This is a genomic window from Deltaproteobacteria bacterium (assembly GCA_019309545.1).
Lineage (GTDB): Bacteria > Desulfobacterota > Desulfobaccia > Desulfobaccales > Desulfobaccaceae > Desulfobacca_B.
This window is the reverse complement of sequence record JAFDGA010000001.1, coordinates 33450-55634: the sequence shown is the minus strand read 5'-3', so window position 1 is coordinate 55634 and position 22185 is coordinate 33450. Positions and strand designations below refer to the sequence as shown.

24 protein-coding genes, 1 pseudogene and 1 riboswitch are annotated in these 22185 nt (G+C 54.3%); of the genes and pseudogenes, 16 read left to right on the top strand and 9 right to left on the bottom strand.

From position 1 onward, the window contains the following. Window positions 1-87: 87 nt before the first annotated feature. The 6 genes from JRG72_00275 to JRG72_00250 all read right to left on the bottom strand — a co-directional run bounded on the left by JRG72_00275 (window position 88) and on the right by JRG72_00250 (window position 5137). On the bottom strand, window positions 88-705 hold the full coding sequence (locus JRG72_00275) for a NifB/NifX family molybdenum-iron cluster-binding protein (GenBank protein ID MBW2133657.1): 618 nt from the start codon (window positions 703-705) through the stop codon (window positions 88-90). Window positions 706-731: 26 nt separating this feature from the next. Then, complete coding sequence (locus JRG72_00270) at window positions 732-1088, bottom strand: CGGC domain-containing protein (GenBank protein MBW2133656.1); 357 nt, start codon at window positions 1086-1088, stop codon at window positions 732-734. A 336-nt stretch (window positions 1089-1424) separates the two neighbouring features. Beyond that, window positions 1425-2498: a PAS domain-containing sensor histidine kinase gene (locus JRG72_00265; GenBank protein ID MBW2133655.1), complete on the bottom strand. Its 1074-nt coding sequence runs from the start codon at window positions 2496-2498 to the stop codon at window positions 1425-1427. 77 nt (window positions 2499-2575) lie between these two features. After that, window positions 2576-2977: a DUF5320 domain-containing protein gene (locus tag JRG72_00260; GenBank protein MBW2133654.1), complete on the bottom strand. Its 402-nt coding sequence runs from the start codon at window positions 2975-2977 to the stop codon at window positions 2576-2578. 85 nt (window positions 2978-3062) lie between these two features. Beyond that, a complete protein-coding gene (locus tag JRG72_00255; protein ID MBW2133653.1) occupies window positions 3063-3275 on the bottom strand; it encodes a hypothetical protein in 213 nt (70 codons plus the stop codon). A 491-nt stretch (window positions 3276-3766) separates the two neighbouring features. Continuing rightward, complete coding sequence (locus tag JRG72_00250; GenBank protein MBW2133652.1) at window positions 3767-5137, bottom strand: sigma 54-interacting transcriptional regulator; 1371 nt, start codon at window positions 5135-5137, stop codon at window positions 3767-3769. A 297-nt stretch (window positions 5138-5434) separates the two neighbouring features. Here JRG72_00250 and gltX point away from each other — a divergent pair, with 297 nt between their 5' ends. The 5 genes and pseudogenes from gltX to JRG72_00225 all read left to right on the top strand — a co-directional run bounded on the left by gltX (window position 5435) and on the right by JRG72_00225 (window position 9361). Continuing rightward, window positions 5435-6832 carry a glutamate--tRNA ligase gene (gene gltX / locus JRG72_00245; GenBank protein ID MBW2133651.1) on the top strand — a complete coding sequence of 466 codons (1398 nt, stop codon included), beginning with the start codon at window positions 5435-5437 and terminating at the stop codon, window positions 6830-6832. Between the two features lie 390 nt (window positions 6833-7222). Beyond that, entirely contained in the window at window positions 7223-7468 is a 246-nt protein-coding gene (locus tag JRG72_00240) for a hypothetical protein (GenBank protein ID MBW2133650.1), read from the top strand. After that, window positions 7419-7646, top strand: a pseudogene (locus tag JRG72_00235) (ATP-binding cassette domain-containing protein). Before JRG72_00240 ends, JRG72_00235 begins: the two are co-directional and overlap by 50 nt. Further along, window positions 7610-7867 carry an ABC transporter permease gene (locus tag JRG72_00230; protein ID MBW2133649.1) on the top strand — a complete coding sequence of 86 codons (258 nt, stop codon included), beginning with the start codon at window positions 7610-7612 and terminating at the stop codon, window positions 7865-7867. Before JRG72_00235 ends, JRG72_00230 begins: the two are co-directional and overlap by 37 nt. 237 nt (window positions 7868-8104) lie before the next feature. After that, a complete protein-coding gene (locus JRG72_00225) occupies window positions 8105-9361 on the top strand; it encodes a TolC family protein (protein MBW2133648.1) in 1257 nt (418 codons plus the stop codon). 46 nt (window positions 9362-9407) lie between these two features. On the opposite strand, the gene JRG72_00220 is transcribed toward JRG72_00225, so the two are convergent. Beyond that, window positions 9408-10028, bottom strand: coding sequence for an HAD family phosphatase (locus tag JRG72_00220; protein ID MBW2133647.1), 621 nt, complete (start codon window positions 10026-10028; stop codon window positions 9408-9410). A gap of 181 nt (window positions 10029-10209) precedes the next feature. Between JRG72_00220 and JRG72_00215 the strand changes: the two genes are divergently transcribed. From JRG72_00215 to JRG72_00165, 11 genes are all read left to right on the top strand, one after another. After that, on the top strand, window positions 10210-10623 hold the full coding sequence (locus tag JRG72_00215; GenBank protein ID MBW2133646.1) for a hypothetical protein: 414 nt from the start codon (window positions 10210-10212) through the stop codon (window positions 10621-10623). Between the two features lie 2 nt (window positions 10624-10625). Then, window positions 10626-11132, top strand: coding sequence for a rhodanese-like domain-containing protein (locus JRG72_00210; GenBank protein ID MBW2133645.1), 507 nt, complete (start codon window positions 10626-10628; stop codon window positions 11130-11132). Then, window positions 11116-11550: a DoxX family membrane protein gene (locus JRG72_00205; GenBank protein MBW2133644.1), complete on the top strand. Its 435-nt coding sequence runs from the start codon at window positions 11116-11118 to the stop codon at window positions 11548-11550. Before JRG72_00210 ends, JRG72_00205 begins: the two co-directional genes overlap by 17 nt. Before the next feature lie 203 nt (window positions 11551-11753). Beyond that, entirely contained in the window at window positions 11754-12443 is a 690-nt protein-coding gene (locus JRG72_00200; protein MBW2133643.1) for a hypothetical protein, read from the top strand. Window positions 12444-12642: 199 nt separating this feature from the next. Further along, window positions 12643-12858 (top strand): dodecin domain-containing protein, encoded by a 216-nt coding sequence (locus JRG72_00195; GenBank protein ID MBW2133642.1) that lies wholly within the window; start codon window positions 12643-12645, stop codon window positions 12856-12858. 13 nt (window positions 12859-12871) lie between these two features. Beyond that, the gene (gene rtcA, locus JRG72_00190; GenBank protein MBW2133641.1) at window positions 12872-13897 is read left to right on the top strand and encodes an RNA 3'-phosphate cyclase; all 1026 of its coding nucleotides are present in this window, start codon (window positions 12872-12874) and stop codon (window positions 13895-13897) included. 72 nt (window positions 13898-13969) lie between these two features. Next, window positions 13970-14160: riboswitch (cobalamin riboswitch) on the top strand. A 158-nt stretch (window positions 14161-14318) separates the two neighbouring features. Further along, window positions 14319-14990 carry a MotA/TolQ/ExbB proton channel family protein gene (locus JRG72_00185; protein ID MBW2133640.1) on the top strand — a complete coding sequence of 224 codons (672 nt, stop codon included), beginning with the start codon at window positions 14319-14321 and terminating at the stop codon, window positions 14988-14990. Beyond that, complete coding sequence (locus JRG72_00180; GenBank protein ID MBW2133639.1) at window positions 14987-15391, top strand: biopolymer transporter ExbD; 405 nt, start codon at window positions 14987-14989, stop codon at window positions 15389-15391. Before JRG72_00185 ends, JRG72_00180 begins: the two co-directional genes overlap by 4 nt. Before the next feature lie 443 nt (window positions 15392-15834). After that, complete coding sequence (locus tag JRG72_00175) at window positions 15835-16146, top strand: energy transducer TonB (GenBank protein ID MBW2133638.1); 312 nt, start codon at window positions 15835-15837, stop codon at window positions 16144-16146. 142 nt (window positions 16147-16288) lie between these two features. After that, window positions 16289-16576, top strand: coding sequence for a hypothetical protein (locus JRG72_00170; GenBank protein ID MBW2133637.1), 288 nt, complete (start codon window positions 16289-16291; stop codon window positions 16574-16576). 63 nt (window positions 16577-16639) lie between these two features. Next, window positions 16640-16945, top strand: a complete 306-nt coding sequence (locus JRG72_00165; GenBank protein ID MBW2133636.1) for a transposase — start codon at window positions 16640-16642, stop codon at window positions 16943-16945. 221 nt (window positions 16946-17166) lie between these two features. On the opposite strand, the gene dnaE is transcribed toward JRG72_00165, so the two are convergent. Both dnaE and JRG72_00155 read right to left on the bottom strand, forming a co-directional pair. Further along, complete coding sequence (gene dnaE / locus JRG72_00160) at window positions 17167-20619, bottom strand: DNA polymerase III subunit alpha (protein MBW2133635.1); 3453 nt, start codon at window positions 20617-20619, stop codon at window positions 17167-17169. A gap of 13 nt (window positions 20620-20632) precedes the next feature. Then, window positions 20633-21946 carry a B12-binding domain-containing radical SAM protein gene (locus JRG72_00155; GenBank protein MBW2133634.1) on the bottom strand — a complete coding sequence of 438 codons (1314 nt, stop codon included), beginning with the start codon at window positions 21944-21946 and terminating at the stop codon, window positions 20633-20635. Window positions 21947-22185 lie beyond the last annotated feature (239 nt).

Sequence of the window (22185 nt, the reverse complement as noted above, 5' to 3'; positions counted from 1 at the left end):
GAAGGCTACCTAACAGATCAAGGGCTAATCAAGCTCCAACCGTTACCTCATAGCCTCCTCCTGGCCTTTATGATTGAATTATTTACCCTAAGTAGTTTTCTTTTTTTCCAATTCTTGAAGTCGAGCCTGAATCTGTCGTAACTGCTTTTCAATGCTGCGAGCCGCCTCTCGAAGCTGGGAAATCTCGTTTTGGCTGGTAGACGGTGCCCAGGTCCCCCCGGCTGGAGGTGGTCCAGGCCCAAAACCAGGTCCCGGGCCATAGGCTGGTTCACCGGGCCGCCAGCAGCGGCCCATGCCGCGGCCGCCGCCCATACCGCGACCGCCCCCCATACCTCGCCCTGGTCCCATACCCGGTCCCACTGCGGCGGGGTTAATCTCTTGGGGAACGATACGTCCGGCCTTTAAGGCTTCCAGAACCTCGCCCACTGTGCCTTCGACATCCAGGGCCACCTTAATGCCGCTGGCTGCGAAAACCTGCTGGGCATTGGGACCGACCCGTCCGGTGAGGACCACCTGGACTCCCTGATTGGCCACCCATTGCCCCCCTTGAATTCCAGCCCCCCCGATAGCGTCGCGCGCCGGGTTGGGATAGGCTTGATATTCCATGGTGTCAGGGTCGGCCAGGATAAAATAGTTACAGCGGCCGAATCGGGGATCAACCCGGGAATCCAGCGTATTACCTTCGCTACTTATGCAAACTCGCATAATATTTATAAAAAAACCTCCTTAGATTAATAATTGTGTGTACCGATAACCACCTCTTTACCCGTCGTCTCCTCAATCATTTTCTTGAGCTTATCGAGGTCGATGGGACAGCCCGAGGTTTTGGTAGCCTTAACCAGACAGGTGCCGATATGCAAGGTGTCAAAGTCCACCCCGTTTTGGTTACAGATATGCCTGACCAGGTTTAATTTTGGCATGGCCAAGCCGGGGCAGCCGCCGCAATCACACATCGCCACAACCTCGATGTCATCTTTATAACGGGCGAACTCGCCGTCCTTGCGTTTCATGGCCTTGAAACAGGTGATACACCCGATACACATTTTGTCTTTGACATTTTGGCAAGACATAATGGCAATCCGCGACATGGTAGTTCCTCCTTTTTGTTTAATCACCTAATGATGATAAATATAGAAAATAACCGTAAACAACAAATCAAACCCCTACAGCTGCCTTGCCGAGCCCTGCCAATTTGCTTGGCCCAGAATCCCTGCTGTTATCTAGCAAGGTTATTACTATACCTCACATACTCTTTCAGGTCAATAGTATAAAATGAACCTATGATCGTTTGTGAATGATTGGTTTTCTGATGATTTTTAAATATTCCATTGCCGAAATTAACTTTTGAGATTTTGCCAGGTTATCTCTTTAGCCGTAATGCCTTCCAGAGATAGCGACAAATAACTCCGATCCGCTAGCAAATCCTACATCAGACGAGGTAAAGAAAAGGAAAATATCGAGCCGCGGCCTGGCTCGCTTTCTACCCAGATCTTCCCGCCATGGGCCTCGATGATGGTCTTAACCGTCGCCAGCCCCAGGCCAAAACCCCTGGGCCGTTTGGGGTCCGTTCCCCGAAAAAAGATCTCGAAGAGATGCGATAAATCCTCAGGGGGGATCCCGGTGCCCTGATCTTGAACCCGGAAAACAATCTCCTGGTCTAGACTTTGGACCGTCAGCGTAACCACGGTCTGGGGCCGCGAATACTTAATGGCATTCTCTAGCAGGTTTTCCAACACCCTGCGGAAAAGCTGGGGATCGGCTTCAATTACCAGGATTTCCTCCGGATATTCGGCGATCAGGGTAACTCCCCGGGACTCCGCTATAGGCTCCAACAAGGCCAGCACTTCCTGGCATTCCTTTTCCACCTGGATGCTGCTCGGTAGTGGTTTGATTTCGTGCAACTGGAGCCGGGCAAACTCTAAAAAGTTGTTGATCAGGTCTTCCAGGCGTTGCATTTCCTGGTCGATGGTCTCCAGATAGGAAGCTTGGCTGTCGGATAGGGGTCCAAGTTTCCCTCGTCGGAGACGGTTGGTAAGTCCTCCAATAGCCACTACCGGAGTTTTGAGGTCATGGGCAAACATGGACACCAGATTGCGGCGTTCTTCCTCCTGCTTCTTTAATAAGGTGATGTCTCGAAAGGTCTCCACTCCCCCCAGCAACTCTCCCTGATCATTGCGCAGGGCGGCAGTACAAAGGGTAACCGGAATCTTCTTGCCATCACGGTTTTCAATGACGGCTTCTCGCTCCAAAGCGGTTTTCTGAGCCATGGCCTGCCGGAGTGGACAATCGGTATGACACAGATTGCTGCGCAGAATATCTGCACAAAATTTACCCAAAGCCTCAGAACGCGGATAACCGGTGAGTTCTTCCGCCCGGGGATTAAAATCGGTAATCCGCATCTGACTGTCCACCGTAAAGATTCCTACTGGAATACTCTGGATAATAAAGTGGGCCCAGTCATAGGTCTCTATTATCGGTTCGGCCTGATTCTCCGGCATCCGGCGGTTTTCTCTTCCTTAGTTTAGACTGAGGCCCGCTGCCGAGCTGGTCGTCGGTGCGGGCCTCTCAATTCGCATTATTCCTGAGCCTGGGTTTCTTCTAGTTCGGCCAGGCGTTTCTGAATGGCTTCTAACTGACTCTGTAAGAACGATTGTTCTTCCTTGAGATCAGCCATCTCCTCTTGGGGAGTGGAATAGTAGGGGGCCGCGCCCCCCCCCGTATAGCCGGGCCCCCAGGGATCAAAACCCCAGGGCGGGCCCCAACCGCCGAAGCGGTAACCCCGGTAGGGTCTTCCAGCATATCCCCAGCCCGGAGGGCCATAACCCCAACCGCGGCCTCGCCAGCCCCAGCCTCTGCTCCAGAGACGGCCCCCGCCGCCCCAGCCATACACGCGGCCCAGGCCCATGCCACAGGGGCCGCGGCCCCAGCCGGTGCCCGGACCCCGGCCCCAAGGACCGGTTCCATCAAAGAATGGCATAACCTACCTCCATGTTTTTTTTATGTTAAGACCTTCACGGTCGAAAGCCATTTTTGAAATCTGCCAGTAATCTCTTTCCACCAATCTAGCGTTCCCGGGTCATCGCAGTGCCACACTGGGGGCACTTGACTTCAAAGCAAGGAACTCCCAATTGATGCGGCACCTTCTGGCCGCAGGCGGGGCAGATACAAAAGCCTCCCGGGCCGGCACCAAAGCCGCCGGCACGGCCCCCACCACGCCCCGGACCGCCACCACCTTTAGGACCCGGTCCCTGACCCCTCCCTCTACCATCGGGCATCGTAAACCTCCTTGTCCAGGCCTCCAGTCGGGGGTCTTGCCCCCACCAGCAGCCCTGCAAAAATTTTTGTAACACGGTATAGACCTCGCCTTGCACCCAAGGTATGCCCACCATACCCCAGTGCCGCACATAGCCCAGGAGCCAGTCTTCGATAGCTCCGCAGATTAATACCCGAACCCCTGTCTGGCGCAGTTGTCGGACCCGTTCCGCCTCACTTTCGGCTCCCCAATAAAGCACCTGCAAATCATGATAGCCCCGCGGTGACAAGGTAAAAACCCAACCCTCCCGGGCATGGTCAAATCTTGGTGCCACCCGGCCGCGAAATACCGGAATCGCCACTTTTAAAAAACGCCTCACATTTATTAAGGAAATGCAAATTTAAGACCAAAGAAACCTGTTTGTAACTAGGCCATATTATTTAATAATAATCGTCTCAAAATTACTGGCGAGAAATTATTATTTCATAATGAATTAATTTAATTCATTATGAATTATTTACTGCGGTGACGGGAACTGGAAGCCGGGGCCAGCAACCCGTATTTTTGCATTTTTCTCCACAGGGTGGAAGGAGCAATGCCCAGCGCCTGGGCAGTCCGCCCCCGCTGGCCCTGGTATTGGGCCAGGGTGTCGGCAATGAGTCGGGCCTCTGAGGCCGCCAGGGTCGAAGCCGTGGACCCTAACCCGGTGGCGGGGTTGGAAAGCTCCCTCAATTCCTCCGGGAGGTCGCGCAGTTCCAGGCGTTCCCCCCGGCACAGCACCACCCCATGTTCAATGATGTTTTCCAGTTCGCGAACATTACCGGGAAACTCATAGCGCAACAACCGTTCCAAAACCTCCGGAGTCACCCCGGTCAGCCGTTTGCCTTTCAAGGCGCGATGTTTACGAATGAAGAAGTCAACCAACAGCGGGATATCCTCCCGCCGTTGCCGGAGCGGAGGTAGGCGCAGCCGCACCACATTGAGACGATAATATAGGTCGGGGCGAAAGCGCCCCTGGCGCACCTCGTCCTTCAAGACCTTGTTGGTGGCGGCGATCACCCGGACATCGGCCCGGATAGGGGTATTGCTCCCCAAGGGGACATATTCCTTGTCGTCCAGCACCCGCAGCAGCTTGACCTGCATGGCGGGCGACAATTCTCCGACTTCGTCCAGCAACAGGGTGCCGCCCTGGGCCGCGGCAAAGCGTCCCGGTTTGTCCTGTTTGGCATCGGTGAAGGCCCCCTTGACATAACCGAAAAGCTCGGATTCCAGCAAGGGATCGGGCAGGGCGCTACAGTTGACCACCACATACGGCCCAGTCTGGCGGTGGCTCAACTCATGCAAAGCCCGGGAGACCAAATTTTTGCCGGTGCCGGATTCCCCTTCCAAGAGCACGGTGGCGTCGCTCGGGGCCAGATCGGGCAAAATGGCCAGAATATCTTGCATGGCCGGGCTTTTGGCCAGAATATCCTGAATGGTATATTGCTTGGTGAGTTCTTTGCGCAGCGACTCTAGGGCCGACAGATCGCGGAAGGTCTCCACCCCACCGATTACCTGACCGTTTTGATTTTTTAACACCGTGGTGCAGATTTTCAGGGGTACCCGGCGGCCCTGGCTGTCCAGGATGTCCACATCTACTTCTAACCGGGCCCGGCCACTGGCGATGCTCTCTTCCAAAGGACAGCGCTGCTGACAGATATTGGCCCGCAACACCTCATAGCATTTCTGGCCCAGGGCGTCCTGCCGGGAGATGCCGGTGATCTCCTCAGCCGCGGCATTGAAACTCAAAATGGTAAAATCCTTGTCCACCGTAAATACCCCTTCCGCTAGGCTGTCCAAAATCAATTCAGTGATCTGGGGGGATGGGGAACGGCGAGCCGCCATAGTCTTCTCCTCTAAAAATCCTGATAGTTTTCGATAAACTGGAGACTGTTTCTGTCATCTATTTTATTTGAACCAAAAGTTAAGGTCAATGGTTTATTTCAATTTGAAATATCACTTTCCATCATTTGGAATTAATAAGAGCAATGGAAGGCAAACAGCTCAGGCTGATCTGCGGGTCCCCTACCTAAACCTCTCTCAGGGCAGAGTTTAAGAGATCATCGTATTATTTGTTTACCCTCGACGCGTTATGATATAAATAGGCCATGCAATTTTTGCCTGTTCAGGGAGTTCAGCAATATGGCCCTCATTCGAACCCGTTTTTCTCCCAGTCCCACCGGCTACTTTCATTTGGGCGGGGCGCGCACCGCCCTGTTTAACTGGCTCTTTGCCCGGCACCACCAGGGAGTCTTCGTGCTGCGTATCGAAGATACCGATGTGGCCCGCTCCGAAGCGCGTTATGAAGAAGACATCCTGGAAAGCCTGCTATGGCTGGGTCTGGACTGGGATGAAGGCCCCTATTACCAATCCTCCCGTCTCGAGCTCTATCACGATTTCGTCAAACGCTTATTAGCTGCGGGGGCTGCATATTACTGTGACTGTCCACCCGAGCGGTTGGAGGAAAAACGTCGGGCCGCCTTGGCCCGGGGCGAGAATCCCCGCTATGATGGCCACTGTCGTAATCGGAACCTGGGGCCGAGCGCCAATACTGCGGTCCGCTTCCGCTCTCCCCAGACAGGCAGCACCCATTGGCACGATCTGACTAAAGGCCCCATCGCCTTTGATAATCAGGAGCTTGATGATCTGGTTCTGCTTCGGGCCGATGGCATTCCGACTTACAATTTTGCGGTGGTGGTCGATGATCTCACCATGGAGATAACCCATGTTATCCGGGGGGATGACCACATTCCCAACACTCCCCGGCAGATACTCCTCTATCAGGCCCTGGGCGCGGCTTGCCCCCAATTTGCCCACATCCCGATGATTTTGGGGCCGGACAAGGCCAAACTCTCCAAGCGCCATGGCGCCTTGTCGGTGCTGGCTTACCGGGACATGGGTTTTTTGCCCCAGGCCCTGGTCAATTATCTGGCCCGTTTGGGCTGGTCGCATGGCGATCAGGAAATCTTTTCCCGAGAGGAGTTGATCAACTACTTTTCCCTGGATCAGGTCAGCAAATCCGCCGGAATCTTCAACGCCGACAAACTTCTGTGGCTCAACGGCCATTATATCCGGGAAACCGCGGATGACAAACTGGCCCGGTCATTGAGAAATTTCCTGGCTCAGCAGGGTATACTAACTAATGATGTAAATTATCTGACCCGGGTGGTGGCGACCTTGAAGCCCCGGGCCCACACCCTGGTGGAAATGGCCGAAATGGCACGGTTCTATTTTCGGGATCCCCGGCCCTATGAGGAAAAAGCGGCCCAGAAATTCCTCACCCCGACAATCCGGCCGGTTCTGGCCGAGATCCGGACCCGACTGGCGACCCTGCCTGAATTGCGGGAAGAAGACCTCAATCGGATCTTTACTGAGGTGCAAAAGCGCTCCGGCCTCAAGATGGTGGCTCTAGCCCAGGCGGTGCGGGTGGCCTTAACCGGCAAAACCGCCAGCCCCGGACTCTTTGAGATCATGGATATTCTGGGCAAGGAGGAGGTGCTACAGCGATTGGCGGTTGCCCTGGAGTCGATCCGGGATTGAGGGCGGCCCACCCTGAGCAAATGGCAAGATATTGTCTTTCCTGGATATTTTTGCTAGTGATGGTATTAATTGGGCTGGCGGCTTGGTTTAACTTGGCCCTGAGGGCGGCAAAAGCTTTATCAGAGACGCACCATTGCTAAGGAAAGCCTGGACAAGGCGTGCAGCCAATAAGAAAGAGACCGTGCTCAGGTTAAGGAAGTAGAGGCCGACCTAAAAACCGGCCATCTTGGTGGCCGGAGCGACGCTGTCAAAGCAACACAGGCTGAGGTCAAGGCAGCCCGGGCCAGATTGGCCCAACTGCAGTGGAACCTGGATTAAAAAATCCAGACGGCTCCCCAGGCCGGACTGGTTTTTGACCATTATATTATCAGGGTGAGTGGGGCCCCGCCGGTGATTTATTCCAGCCAGAGCCGGGCTAAACTGGTCTTTCTGATCGAGGCCCGACCCGAACCCGAGGTTGCCACTCGCTTTCACCCCGGGCAACCGGTGGATGTATCGCTGGTTAAACCAGAGCATTGCCTGACTGAAACGGAACTGGTGATCGACGTTCGCATGCTCTGCGGGTTGCTGCTTCCTGATGCGGGCCGCCGGCGGCTGGAAACAACGTTTGGCATTGGCAAGTTGCATCTTGCATGAACCTAAGCTGTTGTTGCTAGACGAACCTACTGCCGCGATAGATCCCGGGGCCCGCCGGGATTTTTGGGATGAGACACACAACTTGTCCTCCCAAGGCATCACCGCTCTGATCAGCACCCATTACATGGATGAAGCCCAAAGATGTCACCGGCTGGCCTATATTGCCTTTGGGGATCTGTTCTGATTTCTGGTTTCATGTTCCCTTTCCGGGGCATGCCTAGGTGGGCGCAATGGCTTGGTGAAATCTTACCTCTGACTCATTACCTCCGGTTGGTGCGGGGCATTCTGCTCAAAGGCAATGGGCTGAGTGAGGCTTGGCCCCACATCTGGCCCATTGCCCTGTTTTTGATCGGCACCCTGGCAGTGGGGCTGAAGCTTTACCGTCAGACCCTGGATTAACCGTTCATTGCATTCCAGGGGCATAACCAGGCAGGCTTAGAGAGAAACCGGAATACCCGCTAATCCTCAGAAAAAGCTTGACTATCCTTTCTAACCAAGTATCTTAATCAAGTGTTTTCCTAAAATTTTCAGCTTGTCGGCGAGGGAAGCGTGAGGCTGTTAATTATTGGATTCACTGTCTGGCTATGGTTGGGGAGTTGTACTCCAGGTTGGCCCCAGCCCCGGCAATCGGACGAAATGCTGACTTTAAAACAGGCCATTGAGGTAGCGTTAAAAAACCACCCGTCGATCATCGAATTCCGGGAAAAGGCCCAGGCCGCCAAGGCCCAGATCGGCATTGCGCGGGCCAATTATTTTCCTCAGCTCAAATATACTTCGGGATACGACTATGGGACGTTGTATGGGGGTAGAACTACTGATTTCGACACCACCTTTCTGAGCAGCCCTTCCGGTGCCGGCTCTTTTTATCTGCCCTCCAGAGGGGGAGGCCCGGGAGATTATTTTTCGCATCGCTTTACCCTGAACCAGTTGCTTTACGATTTTGGTAAAACATCCGGTCAGGTGGCCGAATCCCAGGCCAATTATCAGGCCTCCAATCAGGACTACGCCAATACCCGGCAACAGGTAGTGCTCAAGGCCAAGACCGCTTATTTTGGCTACTTAGCCGCCAAACGGGCCGCCGAGGTGAGCCAAAAAAACGTTGTGCTTAATCAGGAACTGGTACGGCAGGCCCAGGGCTTTTATAAAGTGGGCATCAGGGCCAAAATCGACGTGGCCAAAGCCGAAGCCAACCTTTACGATGCCGAGTCGGCCCTGATCCAGGCCAAAAACACCTTCAAGCTCTCCAAAGTGGAATTGATGAACGCTTTAGGACTCGAGACCTGGCCCTACAGCGATCTAAAAGATATCCTGGATGTTCAACCTATTCCCATTAGCCTGAAGGAGGCCAAAAAGTTAGCCTTCCAAAGGCGTCCGGAACTCCTGAAAAATCTTTCCCAGCAAGAATCATCCAAAGCTGCGGTCCAGATCGCCCGGTCCGGATATTTTCCTACCCTCAGCGCTGCCGGAACCCATAGCTGGCGAGGCAGCGATTACCCATTGCGAGAGGGCTGGACCATCGGGGTGGGGGTTACCTTCCCCTTATTCGAGGGCTTGTCAACTGTAAACGATGTTCGTCGGGCCAGGTCAACACTGCAGTCGGTGGAAGCCAAGGAACAGGTGATCCGGCAGGATATCACCAAGGAAGTCGAGCAGAGTTACCTGGACCTAATAGCTGCAGCAGAAAAAATCCGGGCCACGGCCAAGGCCCTGGAGGCCGCCAGAGAAAACCTGAGGCTGGCCCGGGGACGTTACCAGGCCGGGGTTGGTTCTATTATTGAAGTGACTGATGCCCAGGTCCAATTTTATGATTCTGAATTGAAACACATCCGCAGCCTTTATGACCATAAGGTGGCAATGGCCCAGTTAGAAAAGGCAACTGGTACCCCCTACTAGATAATGACTGGTATCCCTGGTGTAATTGGTAAAATAGAGCAGCAGCCTACCACAGTCCATGATTGGAAAGACGATCAATCAGATCGGCAGCGGAAAAAAACTGCCAGGCCTGGAGGCCATGCTGTCGGGCCGCCTCGACATTGGGGAGCTGGTCGTCGATGAACAGGCACTGCTCCGGGGAGGTTTCCAAAGCTGCAATCAGGGCCTGGTAAATACCTGGCTCCGGCTTCTGGCTACCCAGTTGATAAGAAAGAATAAAGCGGCTGAAATGGCGTAGCACCGGAAAATTGGCTAAGACATACTCAAAGTGGAGAGGATCAGTATTAGAAACGATAAATAAAGGATACCGTTCTTGTAGCCGGGCCACTACCGTCTGCATGCCCTCCCAGGGGGAAAAAATGCCGGTCCAATACTGGCAGAATTGCTCATAGGGCAGTAAACAATTTAAGCGGTCCATTAGCTGCTGATAGAATACCTGGGAGGATAAACGACCGCAATCATAATCGGCTTTGAGGGAACTGGCAAAAGTCAGGGCTAATATCTCCTCTGGGGCGGCTTGGGTGTGTGGGGCTAACCAGCCGGCCAGTTTCATCTGGTCGACCCGAACCAAGACATTACCTAAATCAAAGGCCAGGGCCGAAACGGGCCGGTTGCGCTCAGGATGCATAAGGGCCTCTTTGATTTTTATTATAAATTGACTGCTGATCATCTACTTTTTCATTAAGTTCCTTGGATTGATTATCCTCAGAAAGTAAAATTGTAAAGTGAAATATTTAATGTCATCCAGTTCAGGCCCCTGAACTGGAAAAGGGGGTATCGTGGCAAAAAGCACAGGATGGACATTTTTTTTGGCCATACTGTTGGGCATTGTAGGCACCACGGTTTTTTGGCTGTATAGCCCTTTTCTTGATCAAAAGGTGGCCAATCAGATAGAAGCAGCCTTAAAAAACAAAGAATTTAGTATTCAGGCGCTGAAAGGCAGCGGAGCCGAGATTCAAGGTGCTCCCTCCATGGCTCAGAGTCATCGTTTCCTGCTGATCTCGGGGAACAACCAGACCTTCTTGGCCGATCTCAAAGACGGCCGGGTATGGCGTTACTTCCGGCATAGCAAGGAAGGCGGTTGGCCTCGGGAAGCCGAGGGTTTTATCCCCCTGCGCTTCTATTTTCAGGGCAAAAAATTCTATGCCGCCAGCGAGGCCAGCCCTGATCAGATTGGCAACCCAAGGGATTCTAACCCAGAATCTGGTTTGGGTAGTAACTGACTTTGTGGCGTCGATTGCTGGCCCAGGATTTGACCTGGGGAATATTTATATTCTTGGTAGCCGCGGCGTTGGGCCTCATGGCCCACTGGTCACTGGTGCGTCATGGATTCCAGGGCGATCTGGCGGCTCGGTTGGAGCACTGGCGGGAGCAGTATCGGCAGTCAGAATTCCCAGAGATTAAAACCGTCAACCTGGAGCAGGCCTACGCCCTGTACCGCCAAGGGGACACGGTGTTCATCGATGCTCGCCCAGAGCCCGAATTTAATGAACTGCACATCGCCGGAGCCGTCAACCTGACCGCCGACCGTCTGAACCACCAGGGTGTCGATACCTTAGCAGGTATCGACCGGCAGCGTCAGATCGTGGTATATTGTGGGCAGAAAAACTGCGATGCCAGTCTGGAAGTGGCGGAGGTTCTCCAGGCCCGAGGCTTTATTAACGTTATGGCATTCTTGGAGGGATTTCGTGCCTGGGATGAGGCCGGGTACCCGGTTGACATCGGGTACTAAACGCTTCCTAACCTTCTTGCTGCGACTGGCCCTGGGGAGCGTTTTTGTCTATGCCGGATTGCAAAAATATTCTTACCCTTACCAGTTTACCGAAACCGTAATGGCCTACCAACTCCTGCCTCACCCCTTGGTCGGCCTGACCGTCGCCATCGTACCCTGGGTGGAAATGGTCAGCGGTGCCCTGCTGCTCCTGGGTATCAAACCGCGCAGTTGCCTGCTGTTGATTCAGACGGTACTGGTAATTTTCATGATCGTCCTGGCCGTCACCATGCTGCGGGGTCTGAATATCGATTGTGGCTGCGGATTGTTTTCCGAGAGGCAGGTCGGGTTCCTGGCCATGTTGGAAGACGGACTGCTGTTGGCCCTGGCCGCCTGGCTCTACCTGATGGAAATAAATAAAATATTGCCTGCCCGATAATTCTTCTTGGGCTGCTTGGGCCAATCAAACCTGTCAGCGAACTCCGATCCAGGGATTGCCCTTGAAGTTCCGCCCCCCGCATGATACAAATTGATAAATTATTACTCATGTATTAAATAAATGAATCGGGGTTAGAAAAAAACAGTTCTTGGTTTCGGTTCTCAGTCAAAAATATTTTAAGAACATTTATCGGAAGGAAAATTATGGGCAGGTTTTTTGACCTGCATGACCCGGTTGAGAAGAAATATATCTTTAATAGTTTCATCATCCTGGTGATCATCGTCGAGTTACTCATCTTCCTGGTAACCCTGATCTGGCAGATCGACGCCGGGGTGTTTTCGGAACAGGTGACGGTAGTCCCTTTTCCCTGGAAGGAATACCTGGTGGCGGCCTTCACTGCCCCCATTGTGATGATGTTTCTTTTTGGGTTAATCGTCAAAGGCTTCGATACCTTCAATTCCTCTTCGGAAACCCTCCCTAAAGATCAGCAGGCCAGGCGCTACCACTGGCTGGCCTGCAAATGGTCCAGAGTTTCTTACCTGCTGGGATTGGTATTCTTAATATCGGTTATTTACGCCTTAGTACGGCTGGATCGGGTGCTGCCGATATTAAGGCAAATCTTTACCTTTTTGGGTCTCTGGGCCACTTATTTGGTCATCGGCGTTCTCGCCCTGGGGTTGCTGTACTTCCCCCTCAACCTGATTCTGCGTTACCGGTTGCAAAAGAAAGCCATGGAATATCAGTATCTGCTCCACATGGCAGAACGTCAGGCCCGGGTCTTGGACAATGCTGCGGAACACTTGACTCCGACAGCCGATGATCCGAACCAGCCCCATCTCGATTCCCCACCGGAATCCTCGTCTCCATCTCTGGAGGATCACCGCAAACAGTAATAATTTCTTGGTGGTAAAATTCTGATTTCAGCCTGCCGTTTTTGCCTGGACATTTTCTAATGCGGTCCTTATTGGATTTTGCCTCTTGCCATCTTATTTCATGATTCTTATGTTGTCTGTAGTTAGTGAGGCAAAATTCAGGAAGATCTCCAGGCCAACCTTGCTGTTGGCAAGGCAACCACCCAAAGGAGGCAACCAGATGGCAAATCAGAATAATGTGGCCCGGGTGACTCACATCATCGCCGAATCCCCTACCAGCTTTGAAGATGCTGTCAGGGTCGGGTTTGAAAGGGCAAATAAAACTTTGCGGGGCATTACTGGTCTGCGGATTGCGGAACAACGGGTGAGTGTCAAGGAAGGTAAAATAGATGCCTTCCGGGTGCGGATGGAAGTGATTTTTATTTTGGAAGATTAATTCTCCCTGATTTATGTTAGTTGTAGACGGCTCTTATGGCGAAGGGGGCGGTCAGATCTTGAGGACCGCCCTTTCTTTGGCGGCCCTGCGGGGCCAGTCAGTGAGGATTGAAAATATTCGCGCTCGCCGTCCGAAACCGGGACTACGGCCGCAGCATCTGACCGCGGTGCAGGCCTTGGCCCGCATTACCCAGGCCGAAATCAGGGGCGCGGAAATCGGCTCTACCGATCTCACTTTTAAGCCCCGGGGCGTCATTCCGGGCAACTATAGCTTCGATGTCGCCGAACGCACCAGGAGTGCCGGTTCAGTCACCCTGGTCGCCCAAGCCTTGTTGGCCCCCCTAGCCTTGGCTGCAAGCCCAGCAGTATTGACTCTGAAAGGCGGCACCCATGTGCCCTGGAGCCCTCCGGCGCATTATCTGTCCCTGGTTTTTTTTCCGGCCTTGCAGGAACTGGGCCTGTCGGTCCGGTTAGAATTGCTTAAGTGGGGTTGGTATCCCCGTGGTGGGGGTGAAATCCGGGTGCATATCCAGCCCGCCAAAGCTTTCCAATCGGCCTACTGGACCACGCCCCCGGAGACCGCCGCTTTCCGGGGCCTATCTGCCGCTGCCAACCTGCCAGAGCACGTGATTAACCGCCAACGGGACCGATTAACAGCCAGACTGGGCTGGCCGGTGCCGATCGAACCGGTTCAGGCCCCCAGCCCAGGCCCGGGCAGTCTGGTTTTTCTCTGGGGTCCTCAAGCCGGATTTTCGGCCCTGGGAGCGCGGGGTAAACGGGCGGAGACCGTAGCCGATGAGGTGGCCGATGCTTTCTTCAAATTCCAGTCCCGACGGGCCGCGGTCGATTGCCACCTGGCTGACCAGATAGTGCTTTATCTGGGCCTGGCTAAAGACCCCTCAGTTATTCGTACTGAAGAAATCACCTCCCACCTGCTGACCAACATCTTCGTCATTGAGCAATTTCTGGGACCGAAATTCAACATCGATGGTCAATTAGGGGCCCCAGGCCTAATCAGCACCCTGAGGGGCCGGTATTAGGAATTCGGAAGCCGGCCGGATAACTATCTCAGAGTTTTTTTGCTTGACAAGCAGCCCGGATCTTGTCGATATTTAAAATATAGTTTTACAGGTGCCATTAAGGGCTTAATAGGGAAGCCGGTGCGAGTCCGGCATGGTCCCGCCGCTGTAACCGGGAACGAAACCTGCTCAACCGCCACTCTTGTCTGGATAGGGCCAGGGGAAGGCGCAGGGATTAGGGTGATCCGGGAGTCAGAAGACCTGCCTGTAAATTCGGTTTCAGCCCTCACGTTGGATGAGGCGCAAACCAGGCTCCGAGGATGGTAAACTTAGGAGCTCCAAGGATCAAGCAAGCTGGGTGCAATCCTTGAGTCGCAGACTCAAGGATTTTTTTTAATATAGAGAATTATCTCCCACGACTTGGGGAGGCGAGGCAGAAAGATTGATCTCGTTATTTGACAAGGGCGGTCCGATCATGTGGCCGATTCTGGCCTGTTCCATCCTGGCCTTGGCCATCATTCTAGAACGGGCCTATTTCTTCTTGCGCTATTCGAATAACTATAAGAGTTTTATGGCCCAATTGCTGGCCCAGTTGCAGGACCAGAATCCGGCTTCGGCCCTGAATTTCTGCCGCCAACGGCATGATCCTCTGGCGGTCATGGCCCAGACTTACTTGGAGACCTATCAGCAACCACCAGAACTACAATCGGAGATCGTGAAATTACGCGGCTCTGAAGAGATGGAACGGGTGGAGCGCTTCCTGCGGGGGCTGGCTACCATTGGTTATTTGACCCCGCTGTTGGGGCTCTTCGGCACCGTCACCGGCATGATCCAGGCCTTCCGGCAATTGCAGGCACTGGGTACCCAGGCCGACGTCACCGCCCTGGCCGGCGGCATCTGGGAGGCCCTGTTGACCACCGCCTTCGGCCTGCTGGTGGCGCTGCCTACCCTGGCGGCCTACCATTACTTTGACAGTCTGGCCGGACGCATGGCGAATCACATGGAATTCGTGGTGGTAAGGCTCAAAGAAGCCTTGATGATGTCAGGAGAACGCCTCCAACCAAACTCCGGGAAGGCCGGGTACCTCCCCCTGTCGCCGAAAAAATCGCCATGACCTTTTTGCGTCGCCGCCGCAGTCTACCCAGCCTTGACATCGCCCCACTGGTGGACGTGGTGTTTTTGTTGCTGATTTTCTTTCTGCTGTGTTCCACCTTTGTCATGCCGGCCCTGAAGCTAACCCTGCCTCAGGCCCGTAATCAACAATATCCACCGCCCCAGGAACTGGTGGTGTCGGTCGATCGCCAGGGCAATTTTTATGTCAATCAGGAGCCGGTGCCAGAGGACCATTTAAGGGACCGTCTCCAAACCCGGCTGGCCGCACTTAAAGAAAAACGCCTCACCTTCCGGGGTGATGCCAGAAGCGAATACCACAACTTTGTTAAAGTGTTGGACCTGGCCCAGGAACTGGGCGTTGAGGACATTAGCCTGGTCCACGACCGGGAGAAAGTCCCGTGAGTCGTTACCATAATCCGATCTATTGGTTTCTGGCTCTTTCCTTGGGCCTCCATATCGCTTTGCTAGAGACCGGGGTATGTTCTCTGAAAAAACCGGTCCCTCCGGTCAGGGTCCACCGGCTGAAGCTGACTGCCTCTCGGAGTTCTATTAATAAGTTGGGAGGAGCCGCCCCTGCTCCAGACGCAACCCCCCCACCCCAAACCCGGCCCCAAGTCAAGAAGGCGCTTCACCCCCAACCCCGTAAAATCAGAAAAATCCTCTCACCTGCTCCACCTAAACCCCGGGTCCGTCCGCTTCCTAAATCTAAGTCCCCTATCCTGTCGCAGTCTGGCTCAGCCCCAGGGTCAGGCCTGGCTCCAACTGCCGGCCGCGGAATTCCCGGCGGTCGAGGACGGGGGTCGCATGGTCCCCCAGGTCTGCCCGGCCAGGGACCTTCTCGGGGGGTGATCAATGCTGAACGCCGCTACCTGGGTCGGATTCGGGCCCGGCTCCAACAATATAAAAAATACCCCGCGCTGTCCCGCCAGCGGGGTCACGAAGGTGTAGTCCGGGTCTCCTTCACCCTGGCCCCCAGTGGCACCCTGATGGGTGGTGTACGGATAGTAAGCTCATCCGGCCACCACCTGCTGGACCGCCAGGCCCGGGAATGCGTCCTGGCCGCCGCGCCGTTCCCGCCCTTTCCGCCGACACTCCATAAAACCCGGCTCACCATTATTGTCCCCATTGCCTTCCGCCTCACCCACGGCGATTCCTGAACAGCGTTTAAGGAAAATAGGTAAAGTCTCTATTCATACAATTTTTTCAGAAATTAAATTTGTAATGCCTAAAAAGTACCTGCCCAGCCAGGAAAAATATTGACAATTTGCATTTTGCATTAATGATTGGCATATTATTGCCATGTTCGTGCGGAGCAAGCGTAGTGTCCGGAATGGCACTGCCTATGAATATCTGCCGGTTGCCCGCTCTTACCGGGAAGGGGGCCGGGTTCGCCAACAGGTGCTTGCCAGCCTGGGCCGCCGCGACCGGCTGATCGCCTCGGGGGCGCTGGACGGCCTGCTGCACGGTCTGGCTAAATTCAGCGAGAACCTGCGGGTGGTGGAAGCGGTGCGCAACGCGGGGCTTGCCGCCCGGACGGCGAAACCGGGGGGACCGACCTTGGTCTTTGGTCGCCCGTGGGAAAAATAGGGTGCCAAAGCGGTTATCGGCAACCGGGGCTATGCCCGCTTTCTCAAGGTGGCCAAGGGGAGTGTGGCCATTGACGACGAGGCCATGAAGCGGCCTGCCCGCCTGGACGGCAAGTTCGTCCTGACTACCAACACTAACCTGCCCGCCGAGGAGGTGGCTAAGACTTATAAGAGCCTGTGGCGAGTGGAGCGCACTTTCCGGGAGCAGAAATCCACCCTGGAAGTCCGCCCTATCTATCATCAGCGGGATGATACCTGCATCGGTCACATTGTGGCCAGCTTCCTGGCCTTGCGCCTGGAGGTGGACCTGCAACAACGCCTGGAAGAGCGCGAAATTAAGGTTTCCTGGCGGACCTGGTGCGGGACCTGATCCTGGTGCAATCTGTCCTTATCGAACTGGACAGCCCTTGGTTCCTGCGCTTGACAGGTTAAACCCCTCAACCCGGAAACCTTGTAGTGCCGAAAACATTTTCGTACTATTTAAGTTTTTGTTATCGCAATACGGTTTTTTTCTTGCTGTCGAAGATGAGTTTGGTGCTTTCAACCATGTTAAAGCATTTCTTAAGGCGAATCAATTTTCAAAGTAACTGTTCAAAAGTCCAAGACCGTGTACCCGAACAGGCGGTTGACTTCGTCGGCCAGAGAGCGGCAGGGTTTGAGATGGAAGGCCTCAGGCAGCGCCAGGATCTCTTCTGGGCTGTTGTTGATCACCAGATGCAGAAAGGCCGGGATCGGGCCCGGATAACGGGTTAAGAGGTCGCGCAGGCGCAGCAAATCCTCGCGCTCCAGGCTGGCGGCGTGCAGGCGGAAATCAAGGCGCGGCGGCAGATGGGCTCCTGCCGCGGCCAGGGAGGAAATTTCCTGGGCGATCAGTTTGGGACCTTTCTCTTCCTGGCTGACCGAGCCTCTGACTAGGAGCGGCAGGGCCGGTTCTTTTAGTAAAGACTCGACCCTGGCATAAAGATCGCTGAAGACCACTACTTCGACGGAGCCTTCCAGATCTTCCAGGGTCACAAAGGCCATGCGGTCGCCCTTTTTAGTGACGGTCTCCTTGAGGGCCGTGACCAGGCCTCCGAGGGCCACGGAACCGTTCCCGGCCCATTCCTCCAGGCCATTGATGCTCAGATCGGCCAGGGCCTGGAGTTCCCGGCGATATTTGGCCAGCGGATGTCCGGACAGATAGACTCCCAGAGCGGCTTTTTCCCGGCTCAGCTTCTCGGCTTCGTCCCAGTCCGGCACCATTGGCAGCCAATCCTCGGATTCCGCCGCATCATCAGTCAGGCCGCCAAACATGTCCATCTGTTTGGTGGCCCTGATCTTTTGATAGGCCTGCACCCGCTCCAGAATCGATTCCAGCCCTTGAAACAGGCGGGCCCGGTTGGGTTGTAGGGAATCCACTGCGCCGCTCTGAATCAGGGCCTCCAGGACTTTTTTGTTGACCCGCTTTTGACTGACCCGGGCCAAAAAATTCTGAAAAGAGGTAAACGGCCCTTTTTTCCGAGCCTCTAAAATGGCCCGGATGGCATTTTCGCCAACGTTTTTGACTCCGGCCAGGCCAAAGCGGATCTGACCGTTTTCGACCACAAAATCACGCTCGCTGCGATTGAGGTCGGGAGGCAAAAGAATCACTCCCTGGTCCCGGGCCTCCTGAATGTGTTTGGTCAGGGTGGTGGTATTATTGATTTCGCTGGTAAACAGGGCGGCCAAAAATTCGAGGGGATAGTGCGCCTTGACATAGGCGGTCTGATAAGAGATTAGGGCATAAGCCGCGCTATGGGATTTATTAAAGCCATAACCGGCGAATTTTTCGATAAGATTAAACAAGGTTTCCGCCTTGTCGGCCGGAAAACCCTGCTGAACCGCGCCGTCGCAGAAGCGCTGGCGTTGGGCGGCCATCACCGCCGGTTCTTTTTTGCCCATGGCCCGCCGCAAGATATCCGCTTCCCCCAGGGAATAACCGGAGATCAGGGCGGCGATTTGCATGACCTGCTCCTGGTAAAGGATGATGCCATAGGTCTCCTTAAGGATCGGCTCCAGTTCCGGCAAGAGATAAAGCACCGGCCGTTCCCCGTGTTTACGGCGGATAAAATCGTCCACCATGCCGCTTTCCAGCGGTCCCGGACGATACAGGGCAACCAGGGCAATTAGGTCCTCCAGACAGTTAGGTTTGAGGCGGATCAGCACGTCCCGCATCCCTGGACTTTCCAGTTGAAAGACCCCGGCGGTGTTCCCCGACTGCAACAGGCTAAAAGTTAGGTGGTCATCCAGAGGCAATTCCCGGAGATCGAACCGGGGCTGATAATTCTGACGAATCAGCCGGGCCGCGGTCTCCAGCACGGTCAGAGTGCGCAGTCCCAGAAAGTCAAATTTGATCAGCCCGACCTTTTCCACCCCTTTCATGTCGAACTGGGTTACCAGTTCACCCCGGCTGCCCTTATATAACGGCAGATAGTCCCATAGGGGCCGGTCGGCGATGACCACTCCGGCGGCATGGGTGGAGGCGTGGCGGGGCAGACCTTCGAGCGCCGCGGCAATAGTCAAAATCTCCCGAACGGTGTCGTTATTATCGTATAACTCTTTGAGCCGTGCCTCTTTTTGCAATGCGGTCGCCAGAGTGATTTTAAGCTGCTCCGGCACCAGCTTGGCGATCTTATCGACCTCGGCATAAGGTACTTCCAAGGCCCGGCCCACATCCCTGATGACCTGCCGGGTTTTCATGCTCCCAAAGGTGGTAATCTGGGCCACAAGATCTTTGCCATATTTCCGGGTCACATACTCGATGATTTCCCCCCGCCGTTCATAACAGAAATCCACGTCAATATCCGGCATGCTTTTCCGTTCCGGGTTGAGGAAACGCTCGAACAGCAGGCCATAAGTGATCGGGTCCAGGTCGGTTATGCCCAGGACATAGGCCACCAGGCTGCCAGCCGCTGAACCCCGACCAGGCCCTACCGGAATCTGACGCTTCCGGGCGTATTGAATAAAATCGGCCACCACCAGAAAGTAACCGGCCAGCCCCATCTGGCAGAGCAAGTCCAGCTCAGTCTGCAAGCGGGCCCGGTATTCAGCGGCCTTTTGGTCAGACAGCTCATGTTTGGCCGCCATGACCTTAAACCGGGCCTCAAGTCCCTTCCAGGCCTCGGAGTGCAGGCGTTCTTCCATAGTCTGCCCGTTATCCAGAGGAAAGATCGGGAAGTGGAGTTCCCCCAGGAATAGCTCCAGGGAGCAGCGGGCGGCAATTTCGCCGCTGGCCGCCAGTATATCAGGCCGATGGGGAAAGGCCTGGGTCATCTCCCGCGGACTTTTAAAATATAACTGCTCGGTGCGGAAGCGCATCCGTTGCGGGGAATTTACTGTCTTGCCGGTTTGAATGCACAACAACACATCATGGGCCCGGCTATCCTCCGGTCTTAAATAATGACAATCGTTGGTGGCCACTACCGGCAGCCCCCACTTTGGGGCCAGTTCCAGCAGCGCGGCGTTGACCTTGGACTGCTCGGGAAGATCATTGGCCTGGACCTCTAAATAAAACCGTCCGGGAAAGATGTCGGCATATTCCTGCGCGGCGCGGCGGGCATTCTCAACGTCATCGGCCAGCAGGTGGCTGGCCACCTCGCCATGTAAACAGGCACTCAGGGCAATGAGTCCTTCCTGAAGGTCGCCCAATAATTCCTTATCTACCCGGGGCTTGTAGTAAAAGCCCTCCAGATGCGACTGGGTCACCAGCTTGAGCAGGTTATGATAACCGGTTTCGTTTTCGGCCAGCACGACCAGGTGATAATTTTCCGCCTTGCCTTTGCCGCTTTTCTCCAGCCGACTGCGAGGCGCCACGTAGAGTTCGCAGCCAATGATCGGTTTGATGCCAGCCTTTCTGGCCTTTTGGTAAAATTCCAGGGCGCCGAACAGGTTGCCGTGATCGGTGATGGCCACGGCCGGCATCTCGAATTCCTGGACCCGCCGAAAAAGGTCATCCAAACGAATTGCCCCATCCAACAGGCTATAGGCCGTGTGCACATGCAAATGGACAAATTGCGAGACTGGCATTTATCTTAACCGCTTAAAAATAGTCCAACGGCTGAACCCGGTGCCGCACACACCAGGCGAAGATCAGATTAAAGGGCAGCATATGTAGATTATATAACCGCGGCGGCCAGACCAGCCGCTTCAGAATCGAACCGAAGGAATAAAACCGCCGGTTGGCCCGCCAATATTCCTCTTGCAGCTGCTGCGCGGTCATATATTTGGGATGATAAACCACCTTGAAACCGCAATAATGGGTCCAATCATTATCCATGATCCGCCCTTGCTGTTGCAGCTGCTCGCGGATTTTGGTCCCCACCCGGGGGGCCAGAATAAACATAAAGGACACCGGGGCCTGGACGCGAATGAGGAAATCCACGGTGCTGTCAAAAATCGAAGGATGATCCCCATCCAAACCAAACATGACATTGACCGAATAGCCGATGCCATGCTGCTGGAGAGCCTTGAACTGGCGTTCGTAATCTTTTATTTTATTCTGTTTTTTATTTATGGCCTGAATGCTTTCCGGACTGATGGTCTCCATGCCGATATTGACGTGAAGGCAGCCGCTGCGTCGCATCAGAGCCAGTAACTCCAGGTCATTGCCGATATTGATGGTGGCCAGACAACCGTAGGTCAACCCCAGGGGGATGATCTTTTCCATGATTTCCATGGCATGGCCGCGATTGGCAACGAAATTGTCATCGACGAAATAGATAAATTTACTTCCGGTCAGGCGCTGGATTTCCTTGATTTCATGCAGAACCTGATCCACCGGACGGTGCCGGAATTTGCCGCCATAGACCTGAGTGACTTCGCAGTAATTGCAGGCATAAGGGCAACCCCGGGTGGTTTGGGCCGGGATATTCAGCAGTTTATATCTCTTCAAATCCAAAAGTTCATAGCGCGGCACCGGAAGATTTTGCAAATCAGAGAGTTGCTCGGCTTGGTAGCGGGGTTGCATCCGGCCAGCCTGGAAATCTCGCAGAAGTTGGGGCCAGGTCTCCTCCGCCTCACCTAAAACCAGAGCATCGGCATATTGTTGGCTCTCCTCCGGGGCCAGAGTTACATGAAAGCCGCCCATCACCACCTTTTTTCCACGTTGGCGGAAACCGGTCGCCAGTTGATAGGCCCGCGGTGCCTGGTGGGACATAAAGGAGATCGCCACCAGATCACAGTCTTCTTTAAAGGTAATCTCCTCTAAAAGATCGTCTTTGATTTGAACCTTAATATCGGGCGGGATCAAGCCGGCCAGATAGGGCAGGGTCATGCCCAGCAGCCAGCGTTTTTTGCGCCTGTCTAACCTGCCATGATTCCGAAACCGGGAAGGTTGTATGAGCAAGACTTTCATGCTAGATCGAATCAGGGTGAATTAGGTTTATGGGCCATGTAATACCCAAAATAATCATAACCCCTCTGGGAAATACTGGCAAGTAAGATTATAGGTTAACATACCGGAACGTGGATTTGTCAAGCGCCGGAACCCATCCCCCTATTCCCGTCCCGCCTAAATCTCTCAAAATGGGGATAAAAAGCCAATTCTGGTAATGTCCTGAGCTCCTCACAAATTATTAGTCTAACCACTAGCCA